Origin of the sequence: Pseudoflavonifractor sp. BSD2780061688st1 E11, from assembly GCF_005844125.1 — a bacterium.
GTDB classification, from domain to species: Bacteria; Bacillota; Clostridia; order Lachnospirales; family Lachnospiraceae; genus Sellimonas; species Sellimonas catena.
On sequence record NZ_SPHM01000032.1, the window covers coordinates 17,732 to 44,535 of the forward strand.

Consider the following 26,804-nt stretch of genomic DNA (forward strand, 5'->3'; position numbering starts at 1 on the left):
CTACGCTCCTTTTGACTGACTGTCCAGAATTTCCGACATCATGTTATGTGCAAACTTCAGATCTTCTTTCCAGTTTTCGCTTCCCTTATACCAGAACTCTGTTACGTACCTGCGGATTCCCATCTCCCATGCCTTTTTGATGGCAGCTTCAAAATCCACATGGCCCGTTCCGTACGGAACCTCCCTGTATCTTCCCGGCAGTGTCTCTTTCAAATGCATGGAAGTGATATTTCCTCTTCCAAGTTCCAGATCCTCCAGAACGTCTGACTGATACTGAACCGCCGCATTTGTAAGATTTCCGATATCCGGATAAACTTTCAGATAATTGGAACCGCACAAAGTCACATACTTCATTGCTTTTTCCACTGTGTTCATAAACTCATTTTCCATTGTTTCCAGTCCGAGAATCACTCCCGCCTTTTCTGCCATCTCCGCGGCCCTTTTCAGATTTCTCAGATATCTGCGTTTTGTCTCAAGGGTGGACGGCCTGTAATAGACATCGTACCCCGGAATCATCACGACGCGAACTCCAAGATCATCGGCAAGCCGGATCGATTTTTCCAGAATTTCCATACCTCTGGCGCTGAACTGTGGATCATCATTTCCAAGGGAATATTTTGTCAGGGCGCTGACGCACATCGTGCGGATCGGAAGTCCGGTTTCATACATCGCTGAAACCATCTCAAAACGCTCTTCCCCTGTCATATCAAGACGGCTGATTTTCTCTTCCGTTTCATCAATACTGATTTCCACGTAATCGTATCCTGCTTCTTTTGCGGTTTCCAGTTTTTCCCTCCAGGAAAGCTCCGGGGGCATGGCCTTTTCATAAAGACCCAATGAGTACGCTTTCATTCTGCTACCTCCTGTTATCAGATCCCGTATCTGCATAAAATCAGAGTGCTATTTTAAAAAGAAATCTCTCCTCACCTGGTGAACCTGAACGCCGTGCATCCGCATCTGTTCCAGTTCCTCCTCCGGTGCAAACTCATCCGTAATCAGATGTTTGACTTTGCTGATATCACAGCTTGTAAAACTGCTGCTGTGACCGATCTTCGTATGATCCGCCAGAATGTAAACTTCCTGGGTCGCATGCTCAATCATCAGCTGGTTGACATTGACTTCATTGGCGATTTCCGTTGTCATACCCGATTTCACGCTGATTCCGGAGCAGCCGACAAATGCCTTCTTTGCAAAAATATTCTGAAGGTTCCTGATCGCAAAATCTCCTACCATCGCTTCTTTCGGATACCGGAGTTCTCCTCCTGTGAGTATAATGCTGACACCGTCTGCTTCCTCGTGATTGATTGCTTTTCCATTGTTCGTAATTACGGTTACATTCCTGCTCTCCACATAAGAAATCAGTTTCAGCGCATTCTTGCTTGTATTAATAAAGATCGTATCTCCATCTTCCACAAGAGTCGCCGCGTACCGTGCAATCAGATCTCTGCACATGGAGATCGTATCTTTTTCTTCTGTCACTTCTTTCATGACCTTTGCGCCCCCGTAGAAACGCTTGACCAGGTTTTCTTCTTCCAGAAATCTTAGATCGCGCCGGATCGTAACCACCGATACATTCAGCCTTTCAGCCAGGTCATCTACGCGGATTTGAGGATTATGCTGCAGGAGTTCCAGTATTTTTTGTCTTCGTCCATCTACATACGCTTTTTCCCGTTTCATTTTTCCTCCTTGTCTTTTATAATATCGATTTCCGCTTGTTTTCAATTATACCATTGTATATGATTTTTTGTCATTATTTTTGCGATTAATGATCTTAAAAATGAACAGGAAAATTTTCGGAGTTTCTAAAAAACTTTCGGGTGCCCCGCTCCTTTCGAGCGGAGCACCCGGCTCTGATCTTATACCGAAATGGCTGTCAACTTATTCAATAATGCCATGTTCTTTCATTTTCTGTTCAATTTCCTGTGCTGACATGATATTACGAAGTCCGATTACGATCGTTCCCTTCTTCTCCGCGTCTTTGAACATATTTACAAAGTTCTGTGCGCAGAATACCACATCATACTGAGATGCCGCTGTCTTTCCTTCGGACAGTGCGCAGTGATGTACTTTTCCAGGCTTTAAGCCCACTTTGTCGAGTACTTTCTGCATTGTCATTTTCATCATCAGACTGGAGCCGGCTCCATTTGCACAACATACTAAAAAGCTCATATTCTCTTTTGCCATTTCTTTTCCTTCCTTTCCGGCAGATTATTTCCCTGCCTCACGTTTTGCTTTTAATTCTTTATACGCTTCATAATCTTCTGTAATAAGGAAATATCCTTCCTTATCCGCTCTGTACTCAAGCTGCGGAATAATGAGGAGTGCTACCGCTACAACAACAACACCCGCGTAGCTTAAGAACTTCATTACGACTGTCATCACCGGCCATACGACTGCCCAGTCCCACATACCGAGATATCCGCCGTAAGCTGCCATTCCAACCCATCCTGCAATCAGGGCCGAACCAAATACCTGGCACAGACCGGAAATGAACGGGAGAATCAAAGCAGCTTTGATACCGCCTCTTTCGTTCGCGAAAATCGCGATAGTCGCATTATCAAAGAATACAGGTACGAATCCACAGATAACCAGTGTCGGGCTCTTCAGGACGATCAGCAGTGCAATCGCAATGATCTGTCCAAGGAAACCTGCCAGGAATCCGAGCGGAACAGCGTTTGCGGAACCGAATCCAAAGATAACCGCACAGTCAACACCCGGTACGGAACCTGGAAGCAGTCTGTCTGCGATACCCTGGAAAGATGCTGTCAGTTCTGTTACGAAAGTACGGACACCAAGCTGCAGAATTGCCAGATATACGGCAAAGTACAGACAGGTCTGGATTACGTAGAATACCATGGATGCTCCTTCTTCCATGAATCCGCCCTCTACCAGATAATCTCTTCCGAGGATGCAGAGGATTGCACCAAAGAATACGAGCATCAGGATGGATGTACATACCATATTTTCGTTGAAGATGGACATGAAGCCCGGGAGCTCAATATCATCGATCTTCTTTACTTTTTTACCGTTTTTCTTGTTTCCGAACAGTTTCTCGGCAAGCCAGTAGTTCAGCGCCACACCAAACATCTGCTGATGAGCCAGAGTAAATCCGGCTCCGTCCGTAACTTCCTGACAAGGTTTGATCAGGAGGTTTGAGCCGACTGCCCAGTATGCTCCCAGGATGACTGCCATGACAACAAGCAGAGCCACGTTATTGGAAATCAGTCCCGGCAGAGCGAACATGATCAGCCAGTAAGCTGTTGCAGCCTGCTGTACCTGCACATGTCCGGTTGTAAACAGTGCACGCAGTTTGGTGTATTTGCTGAAACGAACCAGCAGAATGTTTACGATGAATGCGATCAGAAGAAGAATCATCGCATCGCCGAATCCTTTTCCAAATACTTCTTCAACACCGGCCGTAACCGCATTCTGTCCAAAATACGGGTCGATTACCATCGCATCGATGTTAAATACATCTCTCAGTCCTACAAGTACAGGACGGAAGTTGTTTGTCAGCCCCGAGGAACCAACGGTCAGGATCAAATATCCTACGATCGCCTTGATTACTCCCGCAAGTACATCATACCACGGTTTCTTCAGAAGGATATACCCGATCATTACGATCAGACCGATCATGAATGCTGGCTGCTGCAGGACGTTGGTCGCAAAATAGGACCAAATACTCATTAAAATATCCACGTCATTACCCTCTTCCTTTATAAGTATTTTTCTTCAAGTGCCAGAAGATCTTCCGGACCTTTTGCTTTTTTCAGCTCCTCCACAAGTTCTTCATTGGAAAGCATCTCGGCAAGTCTTGACATATTGTCCAGATGCTGGTCCGGATTGCAGGAAGCAAGTGTGAAAAACAGAACAGCATCCTTATCCGGATCGTCCGGATCGAAACTTACCGGCTGTTCCAGTTTCATAAAGGCAATCTCTGTCTTATGTACGCCTTCTGCGAATTCCTGAGAATGAGGCATTGCAAGCCCCGGCATGATTACAATGTACGGACCGTATTTCTCGACACACTTGATGATGTCTTCTTTGTAATTTCCCTCTACCGTCCCGTCCGCTTCCAGGACTTCACAGCTCATACGGATTGCGTCTCTCCAGTCTTTTGCGCTTTCGGCAAATTTGTAATGTTTCTTTTCCACAAATTCTTTTAACATCTTCTTTGCCTCCTTATTACAGACAGGAACGGAACGGAATGTTCTGCGGTGCTTCGAAGCAGTCTTCAAATCCTCTCCTGTGGTGGTATGCCATCTTGTCCTTATCTGTCGGGTACACGTATTTTCCGCCGACTTCCCAGAAGAACGGGTGGAATTTGTAATCCAGCCGGTCTTTCTTCATATTGTAAAGCACGCGGATCTCATTGATGTCTGCCATGAAGTTGGTCCACACATCGTAGTGGATCGGAATCACAACTTTACATCTCAAAGCCTCTGCCATACGAAGAATATCAACAGATGTCATCTTATCCTGCATTCCGACCGGGTTTTCTCCGTACGATCCAAATGCTACATCGATGTCGTAATCTTTTCCGTGTTTTGCAAAGTAGATAGAATAGTGAGAATCCCCGCTGTGGTAGATGTTTCCGCCCGGTGTCTTGATCAGGTAGTTTACTGCCTTCTCATCCATGTCGGTCGGGCATTTTCCTGTCAGTTCTTCTCTGTCCGGTCCTGTAGAATCCGTTGTTACAAGGCAGGTTCTGTCAAAGGAGTCCAGAGCAACAATCTCGATGTCTTTGATTTTAATGGTATCTCCCGGTTTCACTGTGATGCAGCGGTCTGCCGGAACGCCCCATTTCTGCCACAGTTCTACGGATTTCTTTGGTCCGATGAATGGAACCGGAATCTCTTCACCCTTTTCGTTGACGGTTGTCATGCCGGATTTGATTACGTGGGATGCATACTCCGCGCTCATATGATCCTGATGGTAATGGGTTGCCAGCACTGCATCCACCTGTTTGATCGCAAATGGATCAATTACAAATGGTACGGCACGAAGATTCGGCTGCATCGCTCTTGCTCCGCACATATTTGCCATCTGATGTCCGACCTTCATCTTCCCATCGCCGTGTGTTCTCTTTCCGTTTCCACACCACAGATCCACTGTGATGTTGCAGTTTCCAGGAGTTTTGAACCACATTCCGGTACATCCAAGCCACCACATTGCTACAGTTCCCGGTTTTACCTCTTCTGCCTCAATCTCCTCGTTGAGCCAGGTACCCCATTCCGGAAATGTACTCATAATCCAGCTCTCCCTTGTGATGTCGTCGATTTTGCTCATAAAAGCCCTCCTTTTCGTTCGAAACATTCATATATTTTGTTTCGTTTTGCCTGTTTCTTGTTCCTTTATATGTAGTATATTACTTTTTTTGAATTCAATCAAGTGATTTATATGAGCACTTATCATTTAAATGATCGTTTCTTGATTTTTTTATGATTTGCACAATTTAGGACTTCGGTTTTTGTGTATTTTCACAACAGGCAAACACAAGAAACCAGCCCTGTCTCAGAATTCTCCAAGACATAGCTGGTTCCCTGTGTTAATAGAGTTCTATAAAAAGAGTTTTGGCTTTAAGAAATCTACAATCTCTTGAATTGTCTTTTGTTGAAATGGATTACTGATTCCTGCATATTCCATTGTCTCAAAGTACCCACGGCTCCCGCCTGAACGGCAGAGCCTGTAGTACTCCTGCCATGCTTTCTCAGGATCCGCATCCATCATTCGATAAAACTGAAACGCTCCCATCTGTGCCAGAGCATAATCCACATAATAAAACGGATTAATAAAAATATGCTGCCTCTGCATCCAGTATCCGCCGCTTTCAAAAAATTCATTCCCATCATACTTTCTCCACGGCATATACACCTGTTCCAGTTCATGCCATATGCGCCTCCGCCCCATGGCATCCGGCTTATGTTCAAATACTTTGTGCTGAAATTCATCCACACACACCATAAAAGGAATTGCTTCAAGCGCCTGTGCCAAGTGATTTCTTCGATACTCTTCCGCCCGGTCACCAAAGAACTTGTCCATCCAAGGATAAGTAAGAAATTCCATAGACATAGAATGAGTCTCATTTATCTCATTGGATGCCCACATCATAGAAGACAACGGATAGATTCTGCTTGCTGTATACGCCTCGAATGCATGTCCCATCTCATGAGTCAACACATCTACATCTGCGCTGGTTCCATTAAAATTTGCAAAAATAAACGGAGATTTAACTTCTGATAAAAAGGCACAGTACCCTCCAGGCTGCTTGCCGGGCCTGCTATCCAGATCAAACATATTGTACTTTATCATAAAGTCAAAAAACTCGCCCGTCTCTTTCGACAGTTCATGGTACATCAACGATGCATTTTTAAGCATCTCCTCTTTTGTACCGCATGGATTTGCATTCCCTTCCGGATTTTTAAGCGATTCATCATAATATTCCAAAGAATCAAGCCCCAGTTTCCGCGCCTGTTCCCTGTACAGCTTTTCACAGAGAGGTACTATTTTCTCTCTTATAAATCCCCGAAAGCGACTGATATCTTCCGGTCCATAGTCCGTCCGTCCAAAGCGGGCATAAATATACGGAATATAGCTTTCAAATCCAAGTTGTTCTGCAATACGGCTTCTGACTTCAATCATTTTGCCGTAGATATCATCCAACCGGCCGGCAATGCTCTCATACATGGACGCCCACACATGAAACGCTTCTTTACGCACCTTCCTGTCCGCATCCTGCATAAATTTGGACAATTTGGCAAAGTTACATGTTTCCCCATGAAATTCTCTAACACAAGATGCCACCAGGCGATTGTACTCCTGACAAAGCCCCGATTCCAATTCCATGTCATCTACAACTTCAGTACTAACCAGATTTTGATTCATTTCCATTCGCTGGAGTATTAGTGCACCAAATCGTTCTTCAATTCCTTTCCTAAATGGCGATTGCAAAATCGAAGACTCCGCTTTTTGATACAGAAGCGATAATTCACCCATTTCCTCGTAAAATGCGTTCATCTCTCCCTCGTAAAACGAATCCGTTGTATCAATGGTATTGCGAATATACGCCAAATCATACATCGTCCACATGTGTCTGCTTCGTTGATCTTCTCTCTGAAAAATCTCCGCAAGCTCCTCAGGGCTCTGGGCATTCATGATATCGGAAGCATACTTTTTTACAGCTTCTTTTTCAGTCTTAAAATCCGGCCTTTCATATAAAAGCTCCGAAAACTGTTTCATTACGCCACTCCTTTCTCAGACCTTGTTTTCTTTCGCAAGAAGGCTTGAAAACTCGTGGAAATAACGTTCTCTTTCTTCTGCTGTCATTTTGACCAGCTCTTCAAACCGACTGATACCGATGTATCCAGCCGAAAAGAGTAACTCCGTAAAATCTTGTTTCGAAAATCCATATTCTTTTTCCCATTCGCAGATCTTTTTCATCCCATAATAATAGCATGTAAAATATCCCGGCGTATACTGTTGTGCAAGGACCTGCCCTCTTGCTGTTCCCCGATCAAACCCCAGTTCTTTTTCATACAATTCCACTACTTCTTCCAGTGTTTTTCCGAAATAGAACAGCATCAAATCTGCACATATTCTTACGGATGCATGATGGCGCCGATAGGCTACAAACAACGGAAAAAATGGATCTTCTCCGTAAATAAACTGAAAAGCCTTCTCACTCCTCAGACATGTGCCTTCCAAAAGCGGAACCAGTTTGGCTCCGATTTTGACTGTCTCGGGAGTCTCGTCTACTGCAGCACGAACATACTGCACATGATGTCCCGGATAGGCTTCATGAATCGAATTTAATTTGATCCATCCATCCGTCACATTCTGATAATTATATGTATTCAAAAACATCTGGCCTATGAAAGGCCGAATGCTGAAATCCCCTCCTTCATATCCACCCCAAGGATAGGATTCTTTACAGCTTTCCGGCACTTCTACACATCGGCAAATTTCATCATCCGGAAGTTTTACATATTCATGCGCCAGTGCTCGTGTCCTCTTTAAATAATCATTCGCACGGTCCAGCATTTCTTCAGCGCTGCTGCACGGTCCCTCATACTTTATCAAGATATCGTTTACTTCTTGCATGGTTTTCGGTGCCTGTTCCGGAATATCCAGACCGGCTGCAATGTCAAAAACATTCCTTCTTGTTTTATTCATCTCCTCCTGATACCAGGACAGCAGTTCATCCAAAGAGACTCCAAACTTTTTATTTAAAAGAATTCGATACTCTTCTTCCGTCATCTTGACAGTAATCGTCAAATCATCTTCTTTGATTTCCGGTCCGTTCCTCTTATCTTCTGCCAGATCATTTGCCATCTCTTCCATTACATCCCGAAGATTTCCCAGCGCTTCGTCCAGACATTTTATCTGCCCCTCCGAAAAAGTCGGAAACAATTTTCTTTCATCTATACGGCACTTTTCGACTGTCCGGCTTTCTTCTAAAAAATCACTTGCGAGCTCTTCTCTTCTGGCTGTATCATACTTTTCTTTCATCAGTTTTAAAAACGGTTCTTTGACCCTGCACCTTTGGTTTATACTTCTCGTTAATTCTTCACAACGTTCTTCATCCGTGTGTCGGTTCAGACGGGATACTGTCTCGATTTCCCAGTGGATCGTGAGATGATACCTTTCCGGGTGATCTTCTGTATCATAAAACGTATATTCCAAAGACTCCAGAAAATCCTGAAAGTGATGCTTCACCATGGAAAACACTCTGTCCGGTTCCTCCAGTTCGGCCACGCGTCTGCATAAACTCTTCCACCGTTCCCAGATTTTTTTCATATTGTCCTTATCTGGAATAAAAGCTTCCTGTGTTTCCTTCTCTTCCAGCTGATATCTAGAAAGCAGAGCACACTCTTTGTCAAGTTGGCGATACAAATGTAATAATTCTTCTTTTCTCATCTTTTCTCCTCTCAGACAGTTCTATTTTACATATTTTTCCATTTCTGAATCTGACAAATAGACATAATGACTTCCGCTTACATGATGCATGGATGGTTTTTCTACTCTATAATCATGTACATTCGGATTATAAGTAATATATCCCCTCCACTTCTCATATGCCGGATCCGGAACAGGAATTGCCGACAAAAGTGCTTTTGTATATGGATGAATTGGCTCACTATAAATCTCTTCCGGAGTCCCCTTTTCCACAAGACGTCCCTTGTTCATTACTCCAATATAATCAGAAAAGTATTTTACCACTGAAAGATCATGGGCGATAAAAAGTATTGTCAACCCCAGCTCTCTTTTCAGTTTATTCAGGAGATTGAGCACCTGTGCCTGAATCGATACATCCAGAGCAGAAACCGGCTCATCCGCAATGACAAGACTTGGCTTGGACGCCAGCACTCTGGCAATACCGATTCTCTGCCTCTGTCCACCAGAAAATTCGTGAGGATACCGGCTTAAATGGTCTTTTGTCAATCCAACAAGTTCAATCATTTCTTCACATCTTTTTCTCAATTCTTCATCATTTTTTACAACTTTATTAATCAGAAGTCCTTCTCCGATAATCTCCTGAATCGTCATACGAGGATTTAGAGAAGAAATTGGATCCTGAAATATCATCTGAATTCCCTGATGGACTGCAATTTTGTCTTCATGGCTGAGTTTTCCGGAAATCAGCCTGCCATTAAAATATATTTCTCCACCAGTCGGTTTGTACAATCGTATTATTGTACGTCCTGTTGTCGTTTTTCCGCATCCAGATTCTCCAACGAGCCCGAATGTCTCGCCTTTTGGAATCTGAAAACTTACATCATCCACCGCTTTTACAACCACTTTATTTTTTCCGAAGCCATTTGAAAAATACTGTTGCAGATGGCGGACATCCAACACTATTTCCTTATTAACCATTTGCCTGTTCCTCCCTCCGTCTCATACTGTTTGCGATTCTACGTTCCAGCACTTCCGGACGTTTTACTTTCGGTGCATTCGGATGAAGCAACCATGTTGCCGCATAATGTGTATCGCTCACTTTAAACATCGGCGGTTCCTTTTCAAAATCTATTGCAACGGCCCATGGATTTCGCTCTGCAAATGCGTCTCCCTTCGGAGGGAACAACATATTCGGAGGAGTCCCGTGAAGTGCACTCAACTCTTCACCTGCTTTCAGATTCGTATCCGGCATGGATGCCAAAAGGCTCCAGGTATACGGATGAAGCGGATCATAGAAGATATCTTCCGCTGTACCGTACTCTACAACTTTTCCCGCATACATAACGGCAATCCGGTCTGCAACATGGGCGACAACCCCAAGGTCATGTGTAATAAATATTGTCGACACATCCTTCTTCTCTCGCAGATTTCCAATCAGGGCGAGCACCTGCGCCTGAATAGTAACATCCAGTGCAGTAGTTGGTTCATCGCAGATCAAAATATCCGGATTAGAAGCAAGTGCAATTGCAATCACAATTCGCTGACGCATTCCCCCTGAAAAGTGGAACGGATACTGATTATACCGTTTCTCCGGTTCCGGTATTCCTACTGCTGCCATTAACTCCAATGTCCGCTTCTTCGCCTCTGCCTTTGGCATTTTATGCAGAATTGTAAATATTTCCGAAATTTGTTTGCCGATTTTTTTTATCGGATTCAGAGAGGACAGTGGATCCTGAAATATCATGGCTATATCTCTGCCGCGTATCTTTTCCCACTGTTTTTCTGTCAATTTTGTCAAGTCCATGCCTTTATACATAGCACTTCCCTTCTCAATCACAGCAGTCCTTCCCAGAAGCCCCATCAACGTTTTTACAGTAACCGATTTTCCGGATCCGGATTCTCCTACTATTGCCAGTGTTTCCCTTTTATACAGATCAAAACTGCTGCTCCTGACAGCCTGTACCTTCCCGGCATACGTCTGAAAGGACACCGTCAGATCTTTTACTTCCAGTACTTTTTCTCTCTCCTCGTTCATAGCTATATCCTATCCTTTCTGATCTGATTTCTCATCCTTCATTATTGTCTAAGTGTCGGGTTGAAAGCATCCCGAAGTCCGTTTCCTAACAGATTAAACGCCAGCATCAGAAATACAATCACAAATCCCGGCGATACAATCATAAACGGATAATCCAAAAGCGCTTTCTGAGCATCAGACAAGAGCATGCCGATCGACGGGTTTGGTGCCTGAACACCAAGTCCCAGATAAGATAGTCCCGCTTCCTGGAAAACGACATTCGGAACAGACAATGCGCACTGCGTAATAATCGTTCCTACAGCATTTGGCAGCACATGCCGGACCATGATCCTGGCATCACTTGCTCCCATTGTCCTTGCAGCCAGTACATATTCTTGATTCTTGTAGCGATAAAACTGCATTCGTACCCCGTTAGCCATGCCCATCCATCCAGTCAGACAGAATACAAGCATCAGAGGGAGTATCCCAGATCCAAACAGCATGATCAGAAGAATTGTCAGCGGCAGGGCAGGGATGTTCCAGATAACATCCATCAAGCGCTGGATAATCAAATCAACCCATCCTCCATAGTATCCGCAGATGGCACCTATGATCAGGCCAATCGTCAGATTGATTGCTACAACTGCGAAAGCCAGGATCAGGGAAACTCTTGTACCCTGCCATAATCTTGAGAACAGGTCCCGTCCCAGTGCATCTGATCCGAACCAGTAATATACGTCATCCGCCCCTTTATACTTGTACATATTAATTTTAATCCGCTCCATCTCCACTGTTCCAAACGCAGATTTATCTGTTACCGTTCCCAGACTTTTAATAATGCAGTCTTCGTATTCAGCAAGGCTGCTCTTCTGGACCTCCAACACCTCACTGCCATCAAAAATTCCGAGCTTTTCCAGCCCCTGAATTCTGGGCGGCATATTTTTAAGCTCTACATTTTGCTCCAGATAATTGTACGGACTGAGGTACGGACCAACAATTCCCATAAAAACAATAAACAACGTTATACATGCCGCAACAACCGTCGTCTTACTTCTTAAAAATCTGCGGAAAACATCTTTTCCATAAGATACTGCTTCTGTTTTAAATTCAACATCCTTGATTTCTTCTTCTCTTTCTACCAGTTGGAACTCTGACGGTCCCATATTGAGCAGTTCTTCACTCAAAGGCTCTCCATCTGCCAAATAAACTTTTCTATCAGTCATCCTTTTTACCTCCCATCCGAATACGAGGATCCACAAAGCCATACGACAGATCGGCAAGAATCGCCATCAGAAGTCCAATCAATACATAGAAGATAACAATGCCCATTGTCAGCCAGTGATCTTTCCCATTGATGGACTGCAAAAGCGTCTTACTGAGTCCAGGAACTCCAAAAATCTGTTCTATTACAAGCGAACTGGAAAGCACTCCCAAAAATAAATATAAAAAGGTACTTGCAAGCGGTACACATGAATTTCTTAACGCATGCCGCAAAATCGTCTGTCTGTAATTAAGTCCTTTTGCTCTGGCCAGCATCATAAAATCCATTGTCAATACTTCCGCCAGTTCTGCCCGCAATGTTCTTGCAATACTTGCTATTCCCCCGAAGCTCAATGCCAGAATCGGCAGAATCATGGAATAGAATTTTGACAGCGTCAAACTTTCTTCCGTCTCCAGTACCAGAGGAAACCATCCCAGTTTGTATCCAAGAAAATATTGCATCAGTGCTGCGAGCACAAAGGATGGAACCGATATGAGAAGAATAACAAAGCTGCTTACAACATGATCGTAAATCGTATCTTTTTTGATCGCCATTGTAATTCCAAAAAGCAGTCCGAATGGCAAAATAAAGAATGCCGCAAAATAGTTCAGCTGTATTGTTACCGGAAGGCGTTCCAGCACACACTGAAATACCGGTACCCCAGGTCTCACTTTAAGCGAGTAACCAAAATCAAAGTGCAAATAGTCTGTCATCGTGTATCCAAATTGAGCAATCAGCGAATCATTCAAATGATACTTATCCATGATCATTTCGCGAATGGCCGGATCCAGCTTTGGGGAAAAATCAATAATGTCCCCAGGCATGGAATGAAGCACAAAGAAAACAACAATCAGAATGACAATAAATGTCAGAAAAGCCGCAATCAGTCTCTGTATAATGTATTTGACCATCTAGTATCCCTCTTTCTAATTTATGCCGCCAGAAGCAGGATGCTTTGGCGGCATCTGTATCGTAATTTTAGTTAAATTTTGCCTGCATCAGACAGAATTTCAATTCTGGATCTCCTTCATCCATTAATGGCGTGATTTTGGAACTAAAGAAGTAACGGCTTCCACGCGAATATGCCGGGATAAAGCTGCAGTCATTGTACAGGATTTCTTCCATTTTCGCTGTTGCTTCCAGTTTTTTCTGGGCATCCCATCTATAATCATACATCGCGCATTTATAGAACAGATCATCCCATTGTTTTGAAAGTTCATCGTCTGCAATAACACAATACTGTGTGTTGTATACATATGGTCCGCTGTACACAAAATTCGTGTTATTCCATGGTGCATCATATGTATTTGCCCATCCACAACTGAGACACATATCGTAGTTCATCTTATCACGCGCAATTTCTTCATAAATGATTGCAGCTGGTGTAGCCTGAAGTTTGATTTCTAATTTATCCTCTCCAAACAGTTCCTGATATGCTGACTGTATTGCTTCCGCCCACGTTTTACTTACTTCATTATTATCTGAATAAATTGCTGTAATAGAAATTTTTTGACCTCCATTAGCCTGGTAGGCTTTATCAAAATACTCTTTTGCCAGATCTGCATCATATCCTTCCTGGGTCACTTCATGACCATCCATGCGGATCGCTTTAGCCTCTTTTGTCTCATGATACATTACCGTCTTATTATCTTTATCCGCCGGATCCGGCATTGTTGAAAACGGAACATACTGATATGCACTTGGCAATGCTGTTGGAAATACAGCTTTTACAACAGACTCTCTGTCAAGACCCCAGTAAAATGCATAACGAAGATTTACATCTTTTAACGCTTCACATGTCGGAGTTTCTGAATTAATGAATAATCCAAAGTTATCAATGGTATATACATAACGCGCTCCATCATATTCATCATATGCCGGCTGATTTGCAACTACTGCATCCAATTCCCCTTTTTCAAACATTTGCACAATTGTATTGGCATCAGTGATTGCCTGATATTCAACCTTGTCCGGTGTATATACATCTTCCAGCGGAGCCTTCCCATCTGTTCTCCGTGTCAATTCCAAATACTGTCCTTGAATCAATGATGTCGGTTCATACAAGGCTGATGCCATAAACTTATCCAAACTTGATCCATAAGAACACTCCGTCTTGTCAGCGTTTAAACACGAATCGTATACTTCCGGGTTTACTACTGCTGTTCCTACAAAACAGAAAAGATCTTTTACATCTTTTGCACTTTCCGGTTCATAATTCTCTGCATATGTTACTTCAATTGTATTTTCATCTATCGCCTGAAATCCTACCTCTTCCCAATCACATTCACCCTTTAAATAAGCATCTCCATTTTCAAAATTAGTTGCATTCACATTACGATTAGCAAGCTTGGGATCATTTAACATTTTGATACTATATTCAACAGTTTCTGCATTGATTTCCGTTCCATCCGTAAATGTAAATCCATCCTGCACCTTTATTGTCCAGACTTTATGCGAATCGTCCTTTGCAACAGGATCCCCATCCGCCAATGACGGAACAAACGTTTTATCGCCCGCTTCTTCATCCCAGATCTCTCGATACAATGTTGCACTCATATCAAGAAGAAGTTCATAATTGTCAGCCGTAGTATGTGGGTTTAAGGTTTGAGGGGTGTCTGAAAAATATGTTTTTAGAACTTTTTCTCCACTCTCTGACTTTTTACCACCTGAAGTTTCTTCCGTTCCGCCATTCCCACTACAGGCAGTTAACCCCAGAGCTGCTGTCAACATAACGGCTGTTAAAATTCGTGTTTTTTTCATACGAGTCATATCCTCCCATTCTTTATTTTTGCATTATTCAGTTATTACAAAGCTATCCTCCTTTCTCTGTTCTATTTCCTCCCTTTTCATGGTTAAGGTTCAAAAAAACCGATAACTTATAAAGCTTAAAAATGCTGATATAGCTGTACACGCACACCCTATGCACAGGGAAAAGGCAACTGGTTTCTGTCTTGTCTCATCCATAACAACATTAATCGTATAATCAGCCAAGCTCATAGGATGCAATTCTCCATCCAGTTTATTTCCCTGTTTCCAACGTCTTTTATAAGCAATATATGAGAATGTTTTGAACAGCCCAACATTTCGTATATACCTTGTTCCCCCGACAACAATATAAACTGCTGCTACAACGAACAATGTATTCGAAATATTTAACAATGTACTCTCTTTGAAATGAGTAACAAGAAATATTATCGCTAAAAGAAGTGCTATAGAAAATGTCCTGACTTTTTCGTTTTTCAGGCAGGTTTTTAACATTATTTTTTTCATCTTTCTCCCCTCGCTTTACTATTTTTCTGTCAATTCGTAATTCTATACTTTATCGGTGGTCACCACCTTTTTTTCTTATCACGGCTCTTTCATTTTATCCCCCCCGTATATTTTAGTCAATCTTTTCCTGACATTTATTACTATTTTCAGATAAGTATACAATTTTCATCGCTCACTTTTGTGCTTTTTAAACAAAATTATCATTTACTGATCTTATCTGGTAGTCATTTTGGTTATAGAAGCATAAAAAAAGAAACACATTTTCCAAACCGAAAATGCATTTCTTTCTCTTTACTTATTTTTCCTGCTGGAGGCTGCAAAAGTCGTGAAAATAGTGTTCCCGCTCTTTCGAGGTCATCTTCACCAGTTCCTCAAAGCGGTCCATGCTGATATATCCCGCGGAGAACAAAAGCTCGGTGAATTCTTTTTTGGAGAAATCGTACTCCTTTTCCCATTCGCAGATTTTTTTCATGCCGTAGTAATAGCAGGTAAAATACCCGGGCGAGTTCTGATGTGCCCTTACCTGGCCTCTTGCCGTTACCCTGTCGAATCCGAGTTCCGTTTCGTACAGTCTGATTACTTCCTCCAGAGACGCCCCGTAATAAAACAGCATCAGATCCGCACAGATCCGCACGGAAGCATGATGCCGCCGGTATGCGACAAAGAGCGGGAAGAACGGATCTTCCGAGAAGAGATCCTGGAATGCGCGCTCGGTCCGAAGGCAGGTCCCTTCCAGAAGCGGCACCAGCTTGGCTCCGATTTTGACCGTCTCCGGCGTCTCGTCAACCACGGCCCTCACATACTGTACATGGTGCCCCGGATAGGCTTCGTGGAGAGTATTCATCCGGATCCATCCGTCCGTTACATTCTTGTAGTTGTAAACATTCAGAAACATCTGTCCCACAAGCGGCCGGATACTGAAATCTCCGCCTTCATATCCGCCCCACGGGTAGGAATCTTTGCAGCACTCCGGCACTGGTAAACAGATACACGTTTCATCCTCCGGAAGCCGGACATACTCATGGGCCAGCGCTCTGGTTCGTTTCAGATACTCGTTTGCGCGATCCAGCATCTCCTCCGGAGTATCGCAAGGGCCTTCGTATTTGAACAAAATATCATTGACCTCTTCCATTGTATCCGGCACCGGTTCCGGAATATCCAGTTTCCCGGCAATTTCGAAAACTTCCGCTCTGGTCTTCTCGATCTCTTCCCGATACCAGGACAGGAGCTCATCCAAAGACACTCCCATCTGTTTTTGCAGAATGGTCCGGTAGGCGTCCGCATCCATCTTTATCGTCTGCTTCAGGTCTTCTTCCACGGTCTCCGACGCCGGCGCTTCTTCATCCCGAAGGACAGCCGCCATTTCTTTCAGAACGGTCTCCGTCTCCATCAGCGCCTTCTCCAGCCTTTCCATCTGTCCGTCCTGGAAGGAAGGAAAAAACCGCTTCAGGTCCGTCCGGTACATCTCTACCATTCTGCTCTCTTTCCGGAATTCTTCCGAAAGATCTCCCGTGCTTCCTTCTGCCCTTGCCTGAATCAGTTCCAGCACGCTGTCCTTTGCCTCACAGATCTCACGAAGATAGTCCGTCAGCCCCTGACACCGTTCCTCGTCCGGATGCCGGTTCAGCCGGGAAGTATTCTCGATTTCCCAGTGCACTCTCAGGTGATCCACCTCCGGATGCTCTTCCTTATCCCGCAGTGTATATTCCAGGGAATCCAGAAAATCCTGAAAATGATGTTTTACCATGGAGAAAACTCTATCCGGCTCCTCCAGAGCATCCGCCCTGTCTCTCAACTCCTCCCACCTGCTCCATGCCTGTTTCATATGCTCTTCTGTCGGGAGGAACAGTCTGTCTCCCGCCTGTCTCTCATCCAGCTGAAATCTGGATAACAGTGCGCAGTCCCTGTCCAGCTCCCGGTACTGCCGAAGCAGTTCCTCCTGTCCTTTTGCCATTCCAGTCACTCCTTTCCGCCTGATTGATCGGTTTTATGATCTTTTCTCCATCTTAGCACAGCATTTACGGTTCTTCAATACAACACAAAAAGGGACACTCTCTGAAAGTCTGCACTTTCAAAGAGTGTCCCTGATTACTTTATCTTCTGTCTCTTAGCTGAAAGACTGCTCTGTACGGTTAATGATCTCATCCTGAAGCGGTTTATCCAGGTTGCGGAAGAAATCACTGTATCCTGCAACACGAACAATCAGATCTTTATAATCCTCCGGATGTTTCTGTGCATTGATCAGAGTCTGGCGATCCACTACGTTGAACTGGATATGGTGACCATCCATCGCGAAGTAAGAACGGATCAGGTCTGCCATATGATTGAGGCCTTCTTCGCCTGCTACAACGTCCGGTGTAAACTTCTGATTCAGAAGTGTTCCGCCTGTTGCAAGATGATCCATCTTGGAGCAGGATTTAATAACTGCTGTCGGTCCGTTTGTATCTGCGGATTTTTCCGGAGAGATACCTTCGGATACCGGTTTGTGAGCTTTTCTTCCGTTCGGAGTTGCAAGGATGACATCTCCGAAGTATACATGACAGGTTGTCGGCAGCATATCGATGCGGTATTCTCCGCCTCTGATATTCGGACGTCCTGTGATGGTGCTTCTGTAAAGCTCGAAAATGTCCTGCATGATATCATCTGCGTAATCATCATCATTACCATATTTCGGGCTGTTGTCATGAACCATCTTGTAGATGGAATCATATCCTTCGAAGTCATGTTCCATTGCTTCGATCAGCTCTTCCATGGTGAAGTTCTTCTTGTCGTAAACATTGTATTTGATTGCAGCAACACAGTCAGTAACCGTTCCGATACCTACACCCTGAATGTAGCTTGTGTTGTATCTTGCTCCACCTGCATTGTAGTCTTTTGCCTTGGAGATACAGTCATTTGTTACAACAGACAGACATGGTGCCGGCATGTTTTCAGCATATAATTTTTCAATAACATTGTTTCCACGGATCTTAACATCTACGAAGTACTCAAGCTGTTTCTTAAATGCAGCCCATAATTCGTCAAATGTCTTGAAGTCTTTTGCGTATCCAAGCTGAAGACCAAGCTGCTTTTTGCTGTACTCATCGTATCCGTTGAACAGTGTCAGCTGGAAGATCTTCGGAATGTTCAGGTAACCTGTCAGGATATAAGCTTCGCTTCCCCATGCTCCGGTCTCTACACATCCTGAGGATCCACCGCGTCTTGCATCCGGCAGACTCTTTCCTGCATTAAGGAGCTCTGCAATCTGAGCCTCTGTGTTATAGAATGCCGGCTGTCCCCATCCTTCTCTGGAGATTTCACATGCTCTCTTTAAGAATTTTGCCGGTGTCTTCTTGCTGATAGTTACGTTGGAGTTCGGCTGAACCAGTCTCATCTCATCCATGCAGTCAAGGATCAGATAACTTACTTCATTGACACCGTTACGTCCATCCGGTGTTACCCCGCCTGTGTTGATATTTGCGAAATCGGTGTATGTTGCACTTTCTTTCAGTGTGATACCAACTTTTACAGGAGCCGGCTGATTGTAGAATTTTACCCACAGACATTCCAGAAGCTCTTTTGCTTTCTCATCATCCAGAATACCGTCGGCAACATCTTTCTGATAATATGGATACAGATGCTGATCCAGTCTTCCCGGGCTGAAAGCATCCCAAGGATTCAGTTCTGTCGTAACTGCAAGGTGTGTAAACCAGTACAGCTGGATTGCCTGCCAGTATGTCTGCGGCTTGTGTGCCGGTACAACTTCCAGGTTTGCAGCAATCTGAAGCAGCTCTGCCTTTCTTGTCTCGTTTTCTTCTTTTTCTGCCATTTCAAGAGCAAGTTTGTGATAACGCTCTCCAAGAATAATGACAGCATCGCATGCGATGTCCATCGCTTTCAGCTCTTCTGCTTTATCCAGAGCTTCCGGATCATTGATATAATCCAGAGCATCCATTGTCTTTTTGATTTTCTCTTTATAATCCATGTATCCGGTTGTGAATACCTGCTCGCCTCCGCATGTATGTCCAGGTCCTCTCTGCTCCATGAACTCTGTGAACATACCTGCTTCATAGCAGTCATGCCATTCCGGTGTCATCTTGGAAAGAAGCTTTTCTCTCATGCTTCTTCCTGTCCAGTACGGGATGATCTCTTCTCTCTGAAGCTTCCGGTCTTCTTCTGTTGTCTTGAAGGATACCAGATCTCTTTCGCTCATGACGATCATATCCTCTTCACTGTGGCAGCAAAGTTCCGGGAATGTCGGAGATGCCTGAGGATCTTTTCCTTTTTCACCAACGATCAGTTCGCCGTCTCCAAGATATAATGTCTTCTTGGAAAAATATTCTTTCAGAGTCATCGCTCTCATAACCGGAATTGAATATTTTCCATCGTTTTCTCTGTAAAAGTCTGTCTCGATTTTTGCTCTTTCCAGGTCAATATGAACCGGAGTAGTTACACTGATCTGTCTGAGTTTCTGAATTCTTTCATTCATACCGCGAAGTTTTGCCATTTTTCTAACCTCCTATTTTGGTGTTCGTATATCCTGCATTGATAAATATAGCCGCCAGTGCTTCCATCTCTTCTTTGTCTGGTGCATGCAGGTCAGTGCCTTTATATTCCATATCCAGCTTTCTGTATTTTCCGCTTCCGGTATCGTGGTAAGGCAGCAGATTGATCTGAGCCGGATGGATATCGTGTTCCTGAAGAAACGCGATGGTTTCTTTCATGTTCTGTTCGTTTCCGTTTACCTCTTTGATGGTAGGAATCCGGATATAGATTCTGGCGCCGTCCTGAGAAAGGCGGACCAGATTTTCAAGTATCAGTTTATTGTCAACTCCGATGTACTTCTTATGAAGCTCCGGATCCATAATCTTCACATCATAAAGGAATGTATCTACATAAGGAAGAATCTTCTGAAATCTTTCATAAGGAGCATATCCGCATGTGTCGATGGTAAGCGATATTCCCTGACGGTCCAGCTCTTTGGCTGCCGCGAGGACAAAATCCATGTCCACTGACATCACTTCACCGCCCGAGAAAGTAACTCCTCCGCCGGACTGTTCGTAAAACATCTGATCCTTCATGAGTTCTTTAACCAGTTCTTTGACTGTATACTCATATCCGACGATTTCTCTTGCGGACGCCGGACAAACATCTGCGCATTTTCCGCAAAATGTACAGGACAGTGAATTCCATACCGGCTTGTGATCCTCCATATGGATCGCACCATTCGGGCAGGCCGCCGCGCAGGCTCCGCATCCTGTGCATTTTTCCCTGTCCAGCTCCATCTCTCTTTCAAACCTCTGGGTCTCCGGGTTATGGCACCATACACACTTCAAAGGACATCCTTTGAAAAATACAGTTGTACGAATCCCGTCCCCATCATGAATCGAAAATTTCTGTATATTTGTGATATTTTTCATGATTCTCTCCTGTCAGTTCTCCCTCTTTGAACCTCAGTTTGAACTTTAGTCTAATCGTTAAATTAAATGTACAACAATGTTATAATTTTGTCAATAGAGAATGAAAAGAATTGATAAAAAAATAACATCTTTTACATCCAGATGCGCAAATTATCCCGTGACTTACTCCGTGGAACGTGGAATCTCGTCAATATATTCAAGATATTTCCAGACCCACTCCTCCGTATACTCCCGGGCAGCAACTTCCAGGGCATTATTGTAATACTCCTCTTTATCTTCCTCCGGCGCAGTATAATGTTCCGACGCGTTTTTGAAAATATAGGCATCGGCGTACATCCGAAGCGTATGATCGTCCTCATACTGGTCTTCCCAGTTCACACTGTCCGCTACCGCCTGTGTGTATGCATGATTGACCTCATGCAGCAGAATCTCAATCATTCTCTCTCTGGAATAGTACCATGCCTTGCTCGTAACGCTGATCATCTGGTCTGCTTTGGAGTAGTATCCATCTCTCTCGCTTTCCGCTTCATACTGCTCCACCTCCACCGTTGGCGGCTCAATTCCCCAGTACCGGCTTTCCAGATCAACAAGATCCTGCCACAGTTCCTTTTTCTCCTGATTATCCAGGGTAATATAGACATCCCCCTGCCACATGCTCAGCATACGTCGGTTCTCATCCCATCCTCTGTCACCATAAATTTCTGTTGACACTTCCTGGACTTTCGTTTCTGCAGGCGTTGCCCTGCTCATACCGTATCCTAGAGTTCCCAGAAAGGACAAGGCTATCAGGACGGAAAAGCTTTTGTAGATGATCTTTGTCCACAGGTGGCCTATTTTCCTGCCGTGGTATTTCCGGATTACGACCTGTGTAAGCAAAGTCAGGTATGAAGCATATTCTTCTGTAAAAACAGCTTCACCAAACAACAGCCTTCGTATTTTTCTCATTTGTACTCCCCTCTTCTCTCATCCTTATACACAAACAGCCATGACGGTTCTCTGGCAGTACCATCATGGCTACTTTTTTATCTCTTAGACAGAATCAGCGCAAAACTATTCTTAGATTTTGCTTCCCACATATTCCTCTACTTTCTCAATTAACTCTATCGCTGTGGCAATCTGCTCTTCTGCCTCTTCTCTCGTTGCAAGATAGAAATCATCATAATCGCTCGCATGTCGGATTTCCTCCGCCTAAGCAATTCTTCTTCCTAAAGTTCTTGGAAAGATTTCTGTCTTTATATAATTCTTATTAAAATTTGCAAGAGCGTCCTTATGTCTCTTGTAAGCATTGCCATCAAGTGCATGTATTGCTGAGATAGTATGATAAATTCCGTAGTAGGCCCTGTTGTTCGCTCCTCGGTATTCTCCCGCTTCCAGAAGTATTTTGGCCGATTTTACATCACTCTTTGCAGTTTCAATGCGATACAGAACCAGATCCCGTTGCGATCCCTTTTCGTTATGCTGCATCAAACAGTTTTACCCCCTCCCTTTCTATATTTGTGTAAAACGGATATACGTCCACCCACTTATTAAAATGCTCCTTATTCTTGACTATCGGCTTGATATCCAGATCATAATCCATGTTAAAATCATAGGTCATACCCGACAATTCATGGCGGTATTTTTTTATGTCCATATCACTCAAATCCAGAAGCACCATAATATCAATATCCGAATTTTCCGTATAATCTCCTCTCGCATAAGAACCATATAAAATAACCGTTTTTAAATGCTCTCCATATATTTTACTGAGCAGTTCCACATACTGCTTTACCAAATCACTTGTTACTGTCGGCATATCAACACCTTCTCTCCTTAAATTCTCATAGGCTCTGACAAACCTTCTCTAACAACTACTTATATTATACTTGGTTTTGTTCTGTTTCGACAGGCTTTTTTGCTTAGTTGGTTCAAAATCCCGTGACACAGATAACACAAACAGCCATGACGGTTCTCTGTCAGTACCATCATGGCTGTGTTTTATCTTTTATTCTATTCGCTCTTAGTAAAGCTTTGCTCCTGCCGGAATCTTATCGTCTACGATCAGTACATTCAGTCCTTCTCTTCCCTCTACAAGGTGAGTTGCTGAAATGATCATACCGCAGGAATCAATTCCCATCATCTTTCTCGGAGGCAGGTTGACAATCGCAATCAGTGTCTTTCCTACCAGCTCTTCCGGCTCATAGTAATCATGGATACCGCTTAAGATCACGCGGTCTTCCCCGCTGCCGTCATCGAGAACGAACTTCAGAAGCTTCTTGCTCTTCGGCACTGCTTCACACTCTTTGACTTTTACTGCACGGAAGTCGGATTTGCTGAATGTTTCAAAATCAACCATATCTTCAAATAACGGCTCTACTTCCACGTTGGAGAAATCGATATCAACTTTCACCGGTGCAGTCTCTGCCGCTGCCGGTGCTGCTTCTGCTGCTGACTCTGCCGCTTTTCCTGCTGTCTGAGCTGCATTGTGCGCCTCATTCTTTGCTGCGCCCTGTGCTTTCATTGTCGGGAAATATTTTATGATCTCTTCGTGATCACTTATTATCCCTTATTCCGGCTTGCAACTGAATAAATATATTATTCACAGTCCTTCGTTATAATTCATTATTCAATTCATTTTGTTGTCAATTTGTTGTCTTTTCAAAATTTTGTTGTACTCCGCGAATTTGTAAGCCCTTCTCAAAAGATATCTAATTTGGCTGCCAAATTCTCGAATGATTCTTGTTTCTTCTTTTCTGTTGCTTCAGCGTAGATGTCCAATGTAGTCTCAATATTCTTGTGACCCATAATGGACTGGATAACTTTTAAATTTGTTTCGTTCTCGCAAAGTCTGGTACAAAAAGTGTGCCGCAAATGATGGCATGAAAAATTAGGTAGAATAATCGGATCCCTGTGCTCTTTTTTTGCCCGCACCACTTCATCAGCATTATAGTTGTTGGCAATACGTTTTATTGTGTGATTGACTGTCTGCGGATTTGGCACTGAACCAAAGCGGTTACAGAAAATAAAGCCCGACATTCCATCAATCTCTGTCTCATTAAATCCGTTTTCCTTTTGTTCTTCATAGAGCATTTCAAAAGCGTCTTTTACGATATCCAACATCGGTATAGTTCTGATGCCAGCATCTGTTTTCGGAAGTGAAACCCTTAAAACACATTTATTACTTCCATTCGCAGGGTAATATACCAAGCTGTGATTAATACTGATTACCCGATTTTCAAAGTCAAGATCCTGCCAGCGTAATCCAAGCGCTTCCCCGATCCTGCAGCCTGTTCCCAATAAAATAGTAAACATAGGCCACCAGTGATAATAAATCGGATGGTTGGCAATATACTCCATAAAACATCTCTGCTGTTCAATGGTCAACGCATGCCTGACGCCTCTGTTTTTCCCTGATTCTCTGCTTATTTCTTTCATTACACCATCAGTAGGATTTTTGCGGATAATTTCATCCCTTACCGCCAACTGAAATGTAGGATGAAGCAGACAATGCACTGAATCAAGCGTTCCTAATGAAATACCCTGCTGATTAAGAAGGTGATAATAAAACTGTAAAACATCAGAATATTTTATCTCTGCAATTCTTTTCAGCCCAAAAGTCTCCCTCACATAGTGATCATAAGTATATAAATAGGAACTTCTTGTAGACTCTCTCAAATTGTATTTAGTAGAGATATAACGATCAAAGGTTTCATTCAGAGTAGCCTTTCCGGCCACATATATATCCAATCCGTCCAACTGATCCTTTAACAGTTTTTCTTCCTTTTCTCTTAATTGTGTAAGATCATTTGCGTAAATAAATTTTCGTCTGCCAAGCGGATCCGTATAAGTATACATATACCGCTTATCCGACGCTCTTTGCACCTCTCCTTTTCTTAACGACCTTCCCCGCAGATCTTTTCTTGTCTTTGCCATGTTGTTTTCCTCCTCCCGATATGAAAGAAGGACTCACTGATTATTCCTGCTTAGAGATAAAAGCCTCCACTCCACGTAAAACAACATCTGTAGTGGTCATATTATGTTTTTCGGCGTATGCAAGCAGCTGCGAATATAACTGGTCAGACACACGAATACTCAAAACTTTCTTCTTAGTGTTTTCAGACTTTGGTCTTCCCATCTTAGTCATAGCTACATTCATACCTCCTATGATTCACATTATACTTTTTGTATGACAAAATGTCAACAGGCAGCAATCTTATCTGAGTCCTTTTTCGCACTTTAAATAATTAATATTCTCTAAATGTTTCAAGATACTTTTCAAAGATCTCACAGTTCACTAAGACAACTTTATCAATTTTATATGTCGCCTTAGCCTCTTTTGCTAATGCCTGGAATTTTGTCAATCCAAGACTGTATTTTTCAGCGCCTTCCTGATATCTCACAAACTTCTTTTCGCACTGCTTTGTTGATTCGACATCTTTTCTCGCGAAACCCATAATAGAAACCCCTTTCTTCAGATTTTAGAAGAAATTAAAAATTAATTTCCTCATATCTCCAAGCGAAAAAGGCTAATTATACAATGTAGTATCAAAATTTTCTATAGAATGATTTAATAAATTTCAGATTATCTCTTTAGAATTTCTTATATGCCTGTATATCCTATAACTACATTTTTTAATAACGAAAAAAGTTCACGATTTTCTGATTTTCGTTTGCTTCTATACTATGTTTAGTTTAGAATGTCAAGTATTTTATAAAATTATGTATAGCTATTTTCAATACAAAATAAAACTTTAAGCCATCTATTTACAAGTTTGTCATCATCACACTCAAATGTTGCATTGTGCATGCGGAAAACAACATCAATAAACAACGCGTCATAGATTAACGGACTCAGTTTACCGAAAAAAGACAACATGTCTTGCCACTTTGAGTGAACATATTCTTCGCAGCACGAATCAACCAGCAATTCTAGTTCTGTCCCAATGTATCTTGCATATTCTATTTCGTATGGAGCAATATATCCAATAGGGTCTATAGCCTTAATAGTATTATTTAATACCAGGAGGTTATGTCGATGCATATCACCATGAATAATGTATTTTGTGCTATTAGAGAAATTTTTTTTATATAACTCTATTGCTTTTTTAACATAAAGGGCAATTTGGGGAGAAACACTTTCTAAATTATACAATTTTCCCATTAATATTCTTTCATAAGAATGAAAAAAACTATCATTGGAAGAAATAATTCTATTATTATATACTTTTGTAAAAAATTTTTTTATTTCCTCCTTTGAAATATCCCACTCTGATACTTCGTTTCCACAATTAATCAACACTAAACAATTGAACTCATCATAGCATTTCACCAATTCACACATAATGCTCTTATGTAAAGTATGATATATTTTTTTTTCATTATTATAACGCTCAAGTATTTGGGGAACAAATTTCAAATAGCATTTTCCGTACTGAGTACTTTGAATGTATATCACTATTCCAAATCTTGAAATAGTATCCTGCTTAATAATCGTAGCATCTAAATCCAACAGAATACTTTGTAACCCTACTTTTATTTTTTCAATCCATATTTCAAGTTCATTTTTTTTTATAATAAGAATCTAACATCTTTTGTAAATTGATTTTCGTACCTCCATCATCATGTACTAATATCCCTGAGGGCTTGTTGACAATGACAAGAAACGGATCTTCATATATAATCTCAATTCCACATTCCGCTTGGTCATTAGGTATTATATCAATATATGATGGATAAATTTTTATTTCAAGATTTTCTCCAACTAACAACTGGTTTCTGCGAATATAATTTCCATCAATCTTTATCCATTGGTTTTGAAATAATAAATATCGCATTTTCTTTGATGGAACATAGAATTCCAAGAAATCATCAATTGTCTTAAATGAAATTGACGAGATTTTTATTATCATCTCAAACTTCGCACATAGATTTTGCCTATGCACCTTGAAAATTCAATATCTGGCAGGTATTCGATTATCAAAGTTCA

At 42.6% G+C, this 26,804-nt stretch carries 24 protein-coding genes and 2 pseudogenes; all 26 read right to left on the minus strand.

Annotation, left to right across the window (positions count from 1 at the left end; genetic code table 11):
• Window positions 1-852, minus strand: coding sequence for an L-ribulose-5-phosphate 3-epimerase (locus FGQ85_RS13425; RefSeq protein ID WP_087166985.1), 852 nt, complete (start codon window positions 850-852; stop codon window positions 1-3).
• Window positions 853-900: 48 nt separating this feature from the next.
• Window positions 901-1,677: a DeoR/GlpR family DNA-binding transcription regulator gene (locus tag FGQ85_RS13430; RefSeq protein WP_087166984.1), complete on the minus strand. Its 777-nt coding sequence runs from the start codon at window positions 1,675-1,677 to the stop codon at window positions 901-903.
• A 201-nt stretch (window positions 1,678-1,878) separates the two neighbouring features.
• Entirely contained in the window at window positions 1,879-2,184 is a 306-nt protein-coding gene (locus FGQ85_RS13435; RefSeq protein WP_087166983.1) for a PTS sugar transporter subunit IIB, read from the minus strand.
• A gap of 24 nt (window positions 2,185-2,208) precedes the next feature.
• A complete protein-coding gene (locus FGQ85_RS13440; RefSeq protein WP_087166982.1) occupies window positions 2,209-3,699 on the minus strand; it encodes a PTS ascorbate transporter subunit IIC in 1,491 nt (496 codons plus the stop codon).
• A gap of 17 nt (window positions 3,700-3,716) precedes the next feature.
• Window positions 3,717-4,169 carry a PTS sugar transporter subunit IIA gene (locus FGQ85_RS13445; protein WP_087166981.1) on the minus strand — a complete coding sequence of 151 codons (453 nt, stop codon included), beginning with the start codon at window positions 4,167-4,169 and terminating at the stop codon, window positions 3,717-3,719.
• Window positions 4,170-4,185: 16 nt separating this feature from the next.
• The gene (gene ulaG / locus FGQ85_RS13450) at window positions 4,186-5,289 is read right to left on the minus strand and encodes an L-ascorbate 6-phosphate lactonase (protein WP_087166980.1); all 1,104 of its coding nucleotides are present in this window, start codon (window positions 5,287-5,289) and stop codon (window positions 4,186-4,188) included.
• Window positions 5,290-5,559: 270 nt separating this feature from the next.
• Entirely contained in the window at window positions 5,560-7,239 is a 1,680-nt protein-coding gene (locus FGQ85_RS13455; RefSeq protein WP_087166979.1) for a M3 family oligoendopeptidase, read from the minus strand.
• Between the two features lie 15 nt (window positions 7,240-7,254).
• Entirely contained in the window at window positions 7,255-8,916 is a 1,662-nt protein-coding gene (locus FGQ85_RS13460) for a DUF885 family protein (protein WP_138373711.1), read from the minus strand.
• Window positions 8,917-8,937: 21 nt separating this feature from the next.
• Window positions 8,938-9,873: an ATP-binding cassette domain-containing protein gene (locus FGQ85_RS13465; protein WP_087166977.1), complete on the minus strand. Its 936-nt coding sequence runs from the start codon at window positions 9,871-9,873 to the stop codon at window positions 8,938-8,940.
• Complete coding sequence (locus tag FGQ85_RS13470) at window positions 9,866-10,930, minus strand: ABC transporter ATP-binding protein (RefSeq protein WP_087166976.1); 1,065 nt, start codon at window positions 10,928-10,930, stop codon at window positions 9,866-9,868. The genes FGQ85_RS13465 and FGQ85_RS13470 overlap by 8 nt, the downstream gene beginning before the upstream one ends.
• Before the next feature lie 41 nt (window positions 10,931-10,971).
• A complete protein-coding gene (locus FGQ85_RS13475; RefSeq protein WP_171027969.1) occupies window positions 10,972-12,132 on the minus strand; it encodes an ABC transporter permease in 1,161 nt (386 codons plus the stop codon).
• Window positions 12,125-13,081, minus strand: a complete 957-nt coding sequence (locus FGQ85_RS13480) for an ABC transporter permease (RefSeq protein WP_138373713.1) — start codon at window positions 13,079-13,081, stop codon at window positions 12,125-12,127. Before FGQ85_RS13480 ends, FGQ85_RS13475 begins: the two co-directional genes overlap by 8 nt.
• A gap of 67 nt (window positions 13,082-13,148) precedes the next feature.
• Window positions 13,149-14,930, minus strand: a complete 1,782-nt coding sequence (locus tag FGQ85_RS13485) for an ABC transporter substrate-binding protein (RefSeq protein WP_171027970.1) — start codon at window positions 14,928-14,930, stop codon at window positions 13,149-13,151.
• A gap of 99 nt (window positions 14,931-15,029) precedes the next feature.
• Window positions 15,030-15,440 (minus strand): DUF3899 domain-containing protein, encoded by a 411-nt coding sequence (locus FGQ85_RS13490; RefSeq protein ID WP_087166972.1) that lies wholly within the window; start codon window positions 15,438-15,440, stop codon window positions 15,030-15,032.
• 295 nt (window positions 15,441-15,735) lie between these two features.
• Entirely contained in the window at window positions 15,736-17,394 is a 1,659-nt protein-coding gene (locus FGQ85_RS13495; protein WP_138373715.1) for a DUF885 family protein, read from the minus strand.
• Between the two features lie 153 nt (window positions 17,395-17,547).
• Window positions 17,548-19,926: a trans-4-hydroxy-L-proline dehydratase gene (gene hypD, locus FGQ85_RS13500; RefSeq protein WP_087166970.1), complete on the minus strand. Its 2,379-nt coding sequence runs from the start codon at window positions 19,924-19,926 to the stop codon at window positions 17,548-17,550.
• Window positions 19,927-19,930: 4 nt separating this feature from the next.
• Complete coding sequence (locus FGQ85_RS13505) at window positions 19,931-20,839, minus strand: trans-4-hydroxy-L-proline dehydratase activase (RefSeq protein ID WP_118636159.1); 909 nt, start codon at window positions 20,837-20,839, stop codon at window positions 19,931-19,933.
• 162 nt (window positions 20,840-21,001) lie between these two features.
• Window positions 21,002-21,784, minus strand: a complete 783-nt coding sequence (locus tag FGQ85_RS13510; RefSeq protein ID WP_138373716.1) for a hypothetical protein — start codon at window positions 21,782-21,784, stop codon at window positions 21,002-21,004.
• A gap of 111 nt (window positions 21,785-21,895) precedes the next feature.
• Window positions 21,896-22,303: pseudogene (locus tag FGQ85_RS13515) on the minus strand (HEPN domain-containing protein).
• Entirely contained in the window at window positions 22,293-22,634 is a 342-nt protein-coding gene (locus tag FGQ85_RS13520) for a nucleotidyltransferase domain-containing protein (protein ID WP_087169187.1), read from the minus strand. Before FGQ85_RS13520 ends, FGQ85_RS13515 begins: the two are co-directional and overlap by 11 nt.
• A 204-nt stretch (window positions 22,635-22,838) precedes the next feature.
• Window positions 22,839-23,240, minus strand: a pseudogene (locus FGQ85_RS13525) (hypothetical protein); the annotation flags it as partial.
• A gap of 275 nt (window positions 23,241-23,515) precedes the next feature.
• Window positions 23,516-24,751, minus strand: a complete 1,236-nt coding sequence (locus tag FGQ85_RS13530; protein ID WP_138373718.1) for a site-specific integrase — start codon at window positions 24,749-24,751, stop codon at window positions 23,516-23,518.
• Window positions 24,752-24,791: 40 nt separating this feature from the next.
• A complete protein-coding gene (locus FGQ85_RS18425) occupies window positions 24,792-24,962 on the minus strand; it encodes a hypothetical protein (RefSeq protein WP_164488620.1) in 171 nt (56 codons plus the stop codon).
• Window positions 24,963-25,062: 100 nt separating this feature from the next.
• The gene (locus FGQ85_RS13535) at window positions 25,063-25,272 is read right to left on the minus strand and encodes a DUF6462 family protein (RefSeq protein ID WP_118636165.1); all 210 of its coding nucleotides are present in this window, start codon (window positions 25,270-25,272) and stop codon (window positions 25,063-25,065) included.
• Between the two features lie 263 nt (window positions 25,273-25,535).
• A complete protein-coding gene (locus FGQ85_RS13540; protein ID WP_138373719.1) occupies window positions 25,536-26,234 on the minus strand; it encodes a hypothetical protein in 699 nt (232 codons plus the stop codon).
• A gap of 142 nt (window positions 26,235-26,376) precedes the next feature.
• The gene (locus tag FGQ85_RS13545; protein WP_138373720.1) at window positions 26,377-26,727 is read right to left on the minus strand and encodes a hypothetical protein; all 351 of its coding nucleotides are present in this window, start codon (window positions 26,725-26,727) and stop codon (window positions 26,377-26,379) included.
• Window positions 26,728-26,804: the final 77 nt, after the last annotated feature.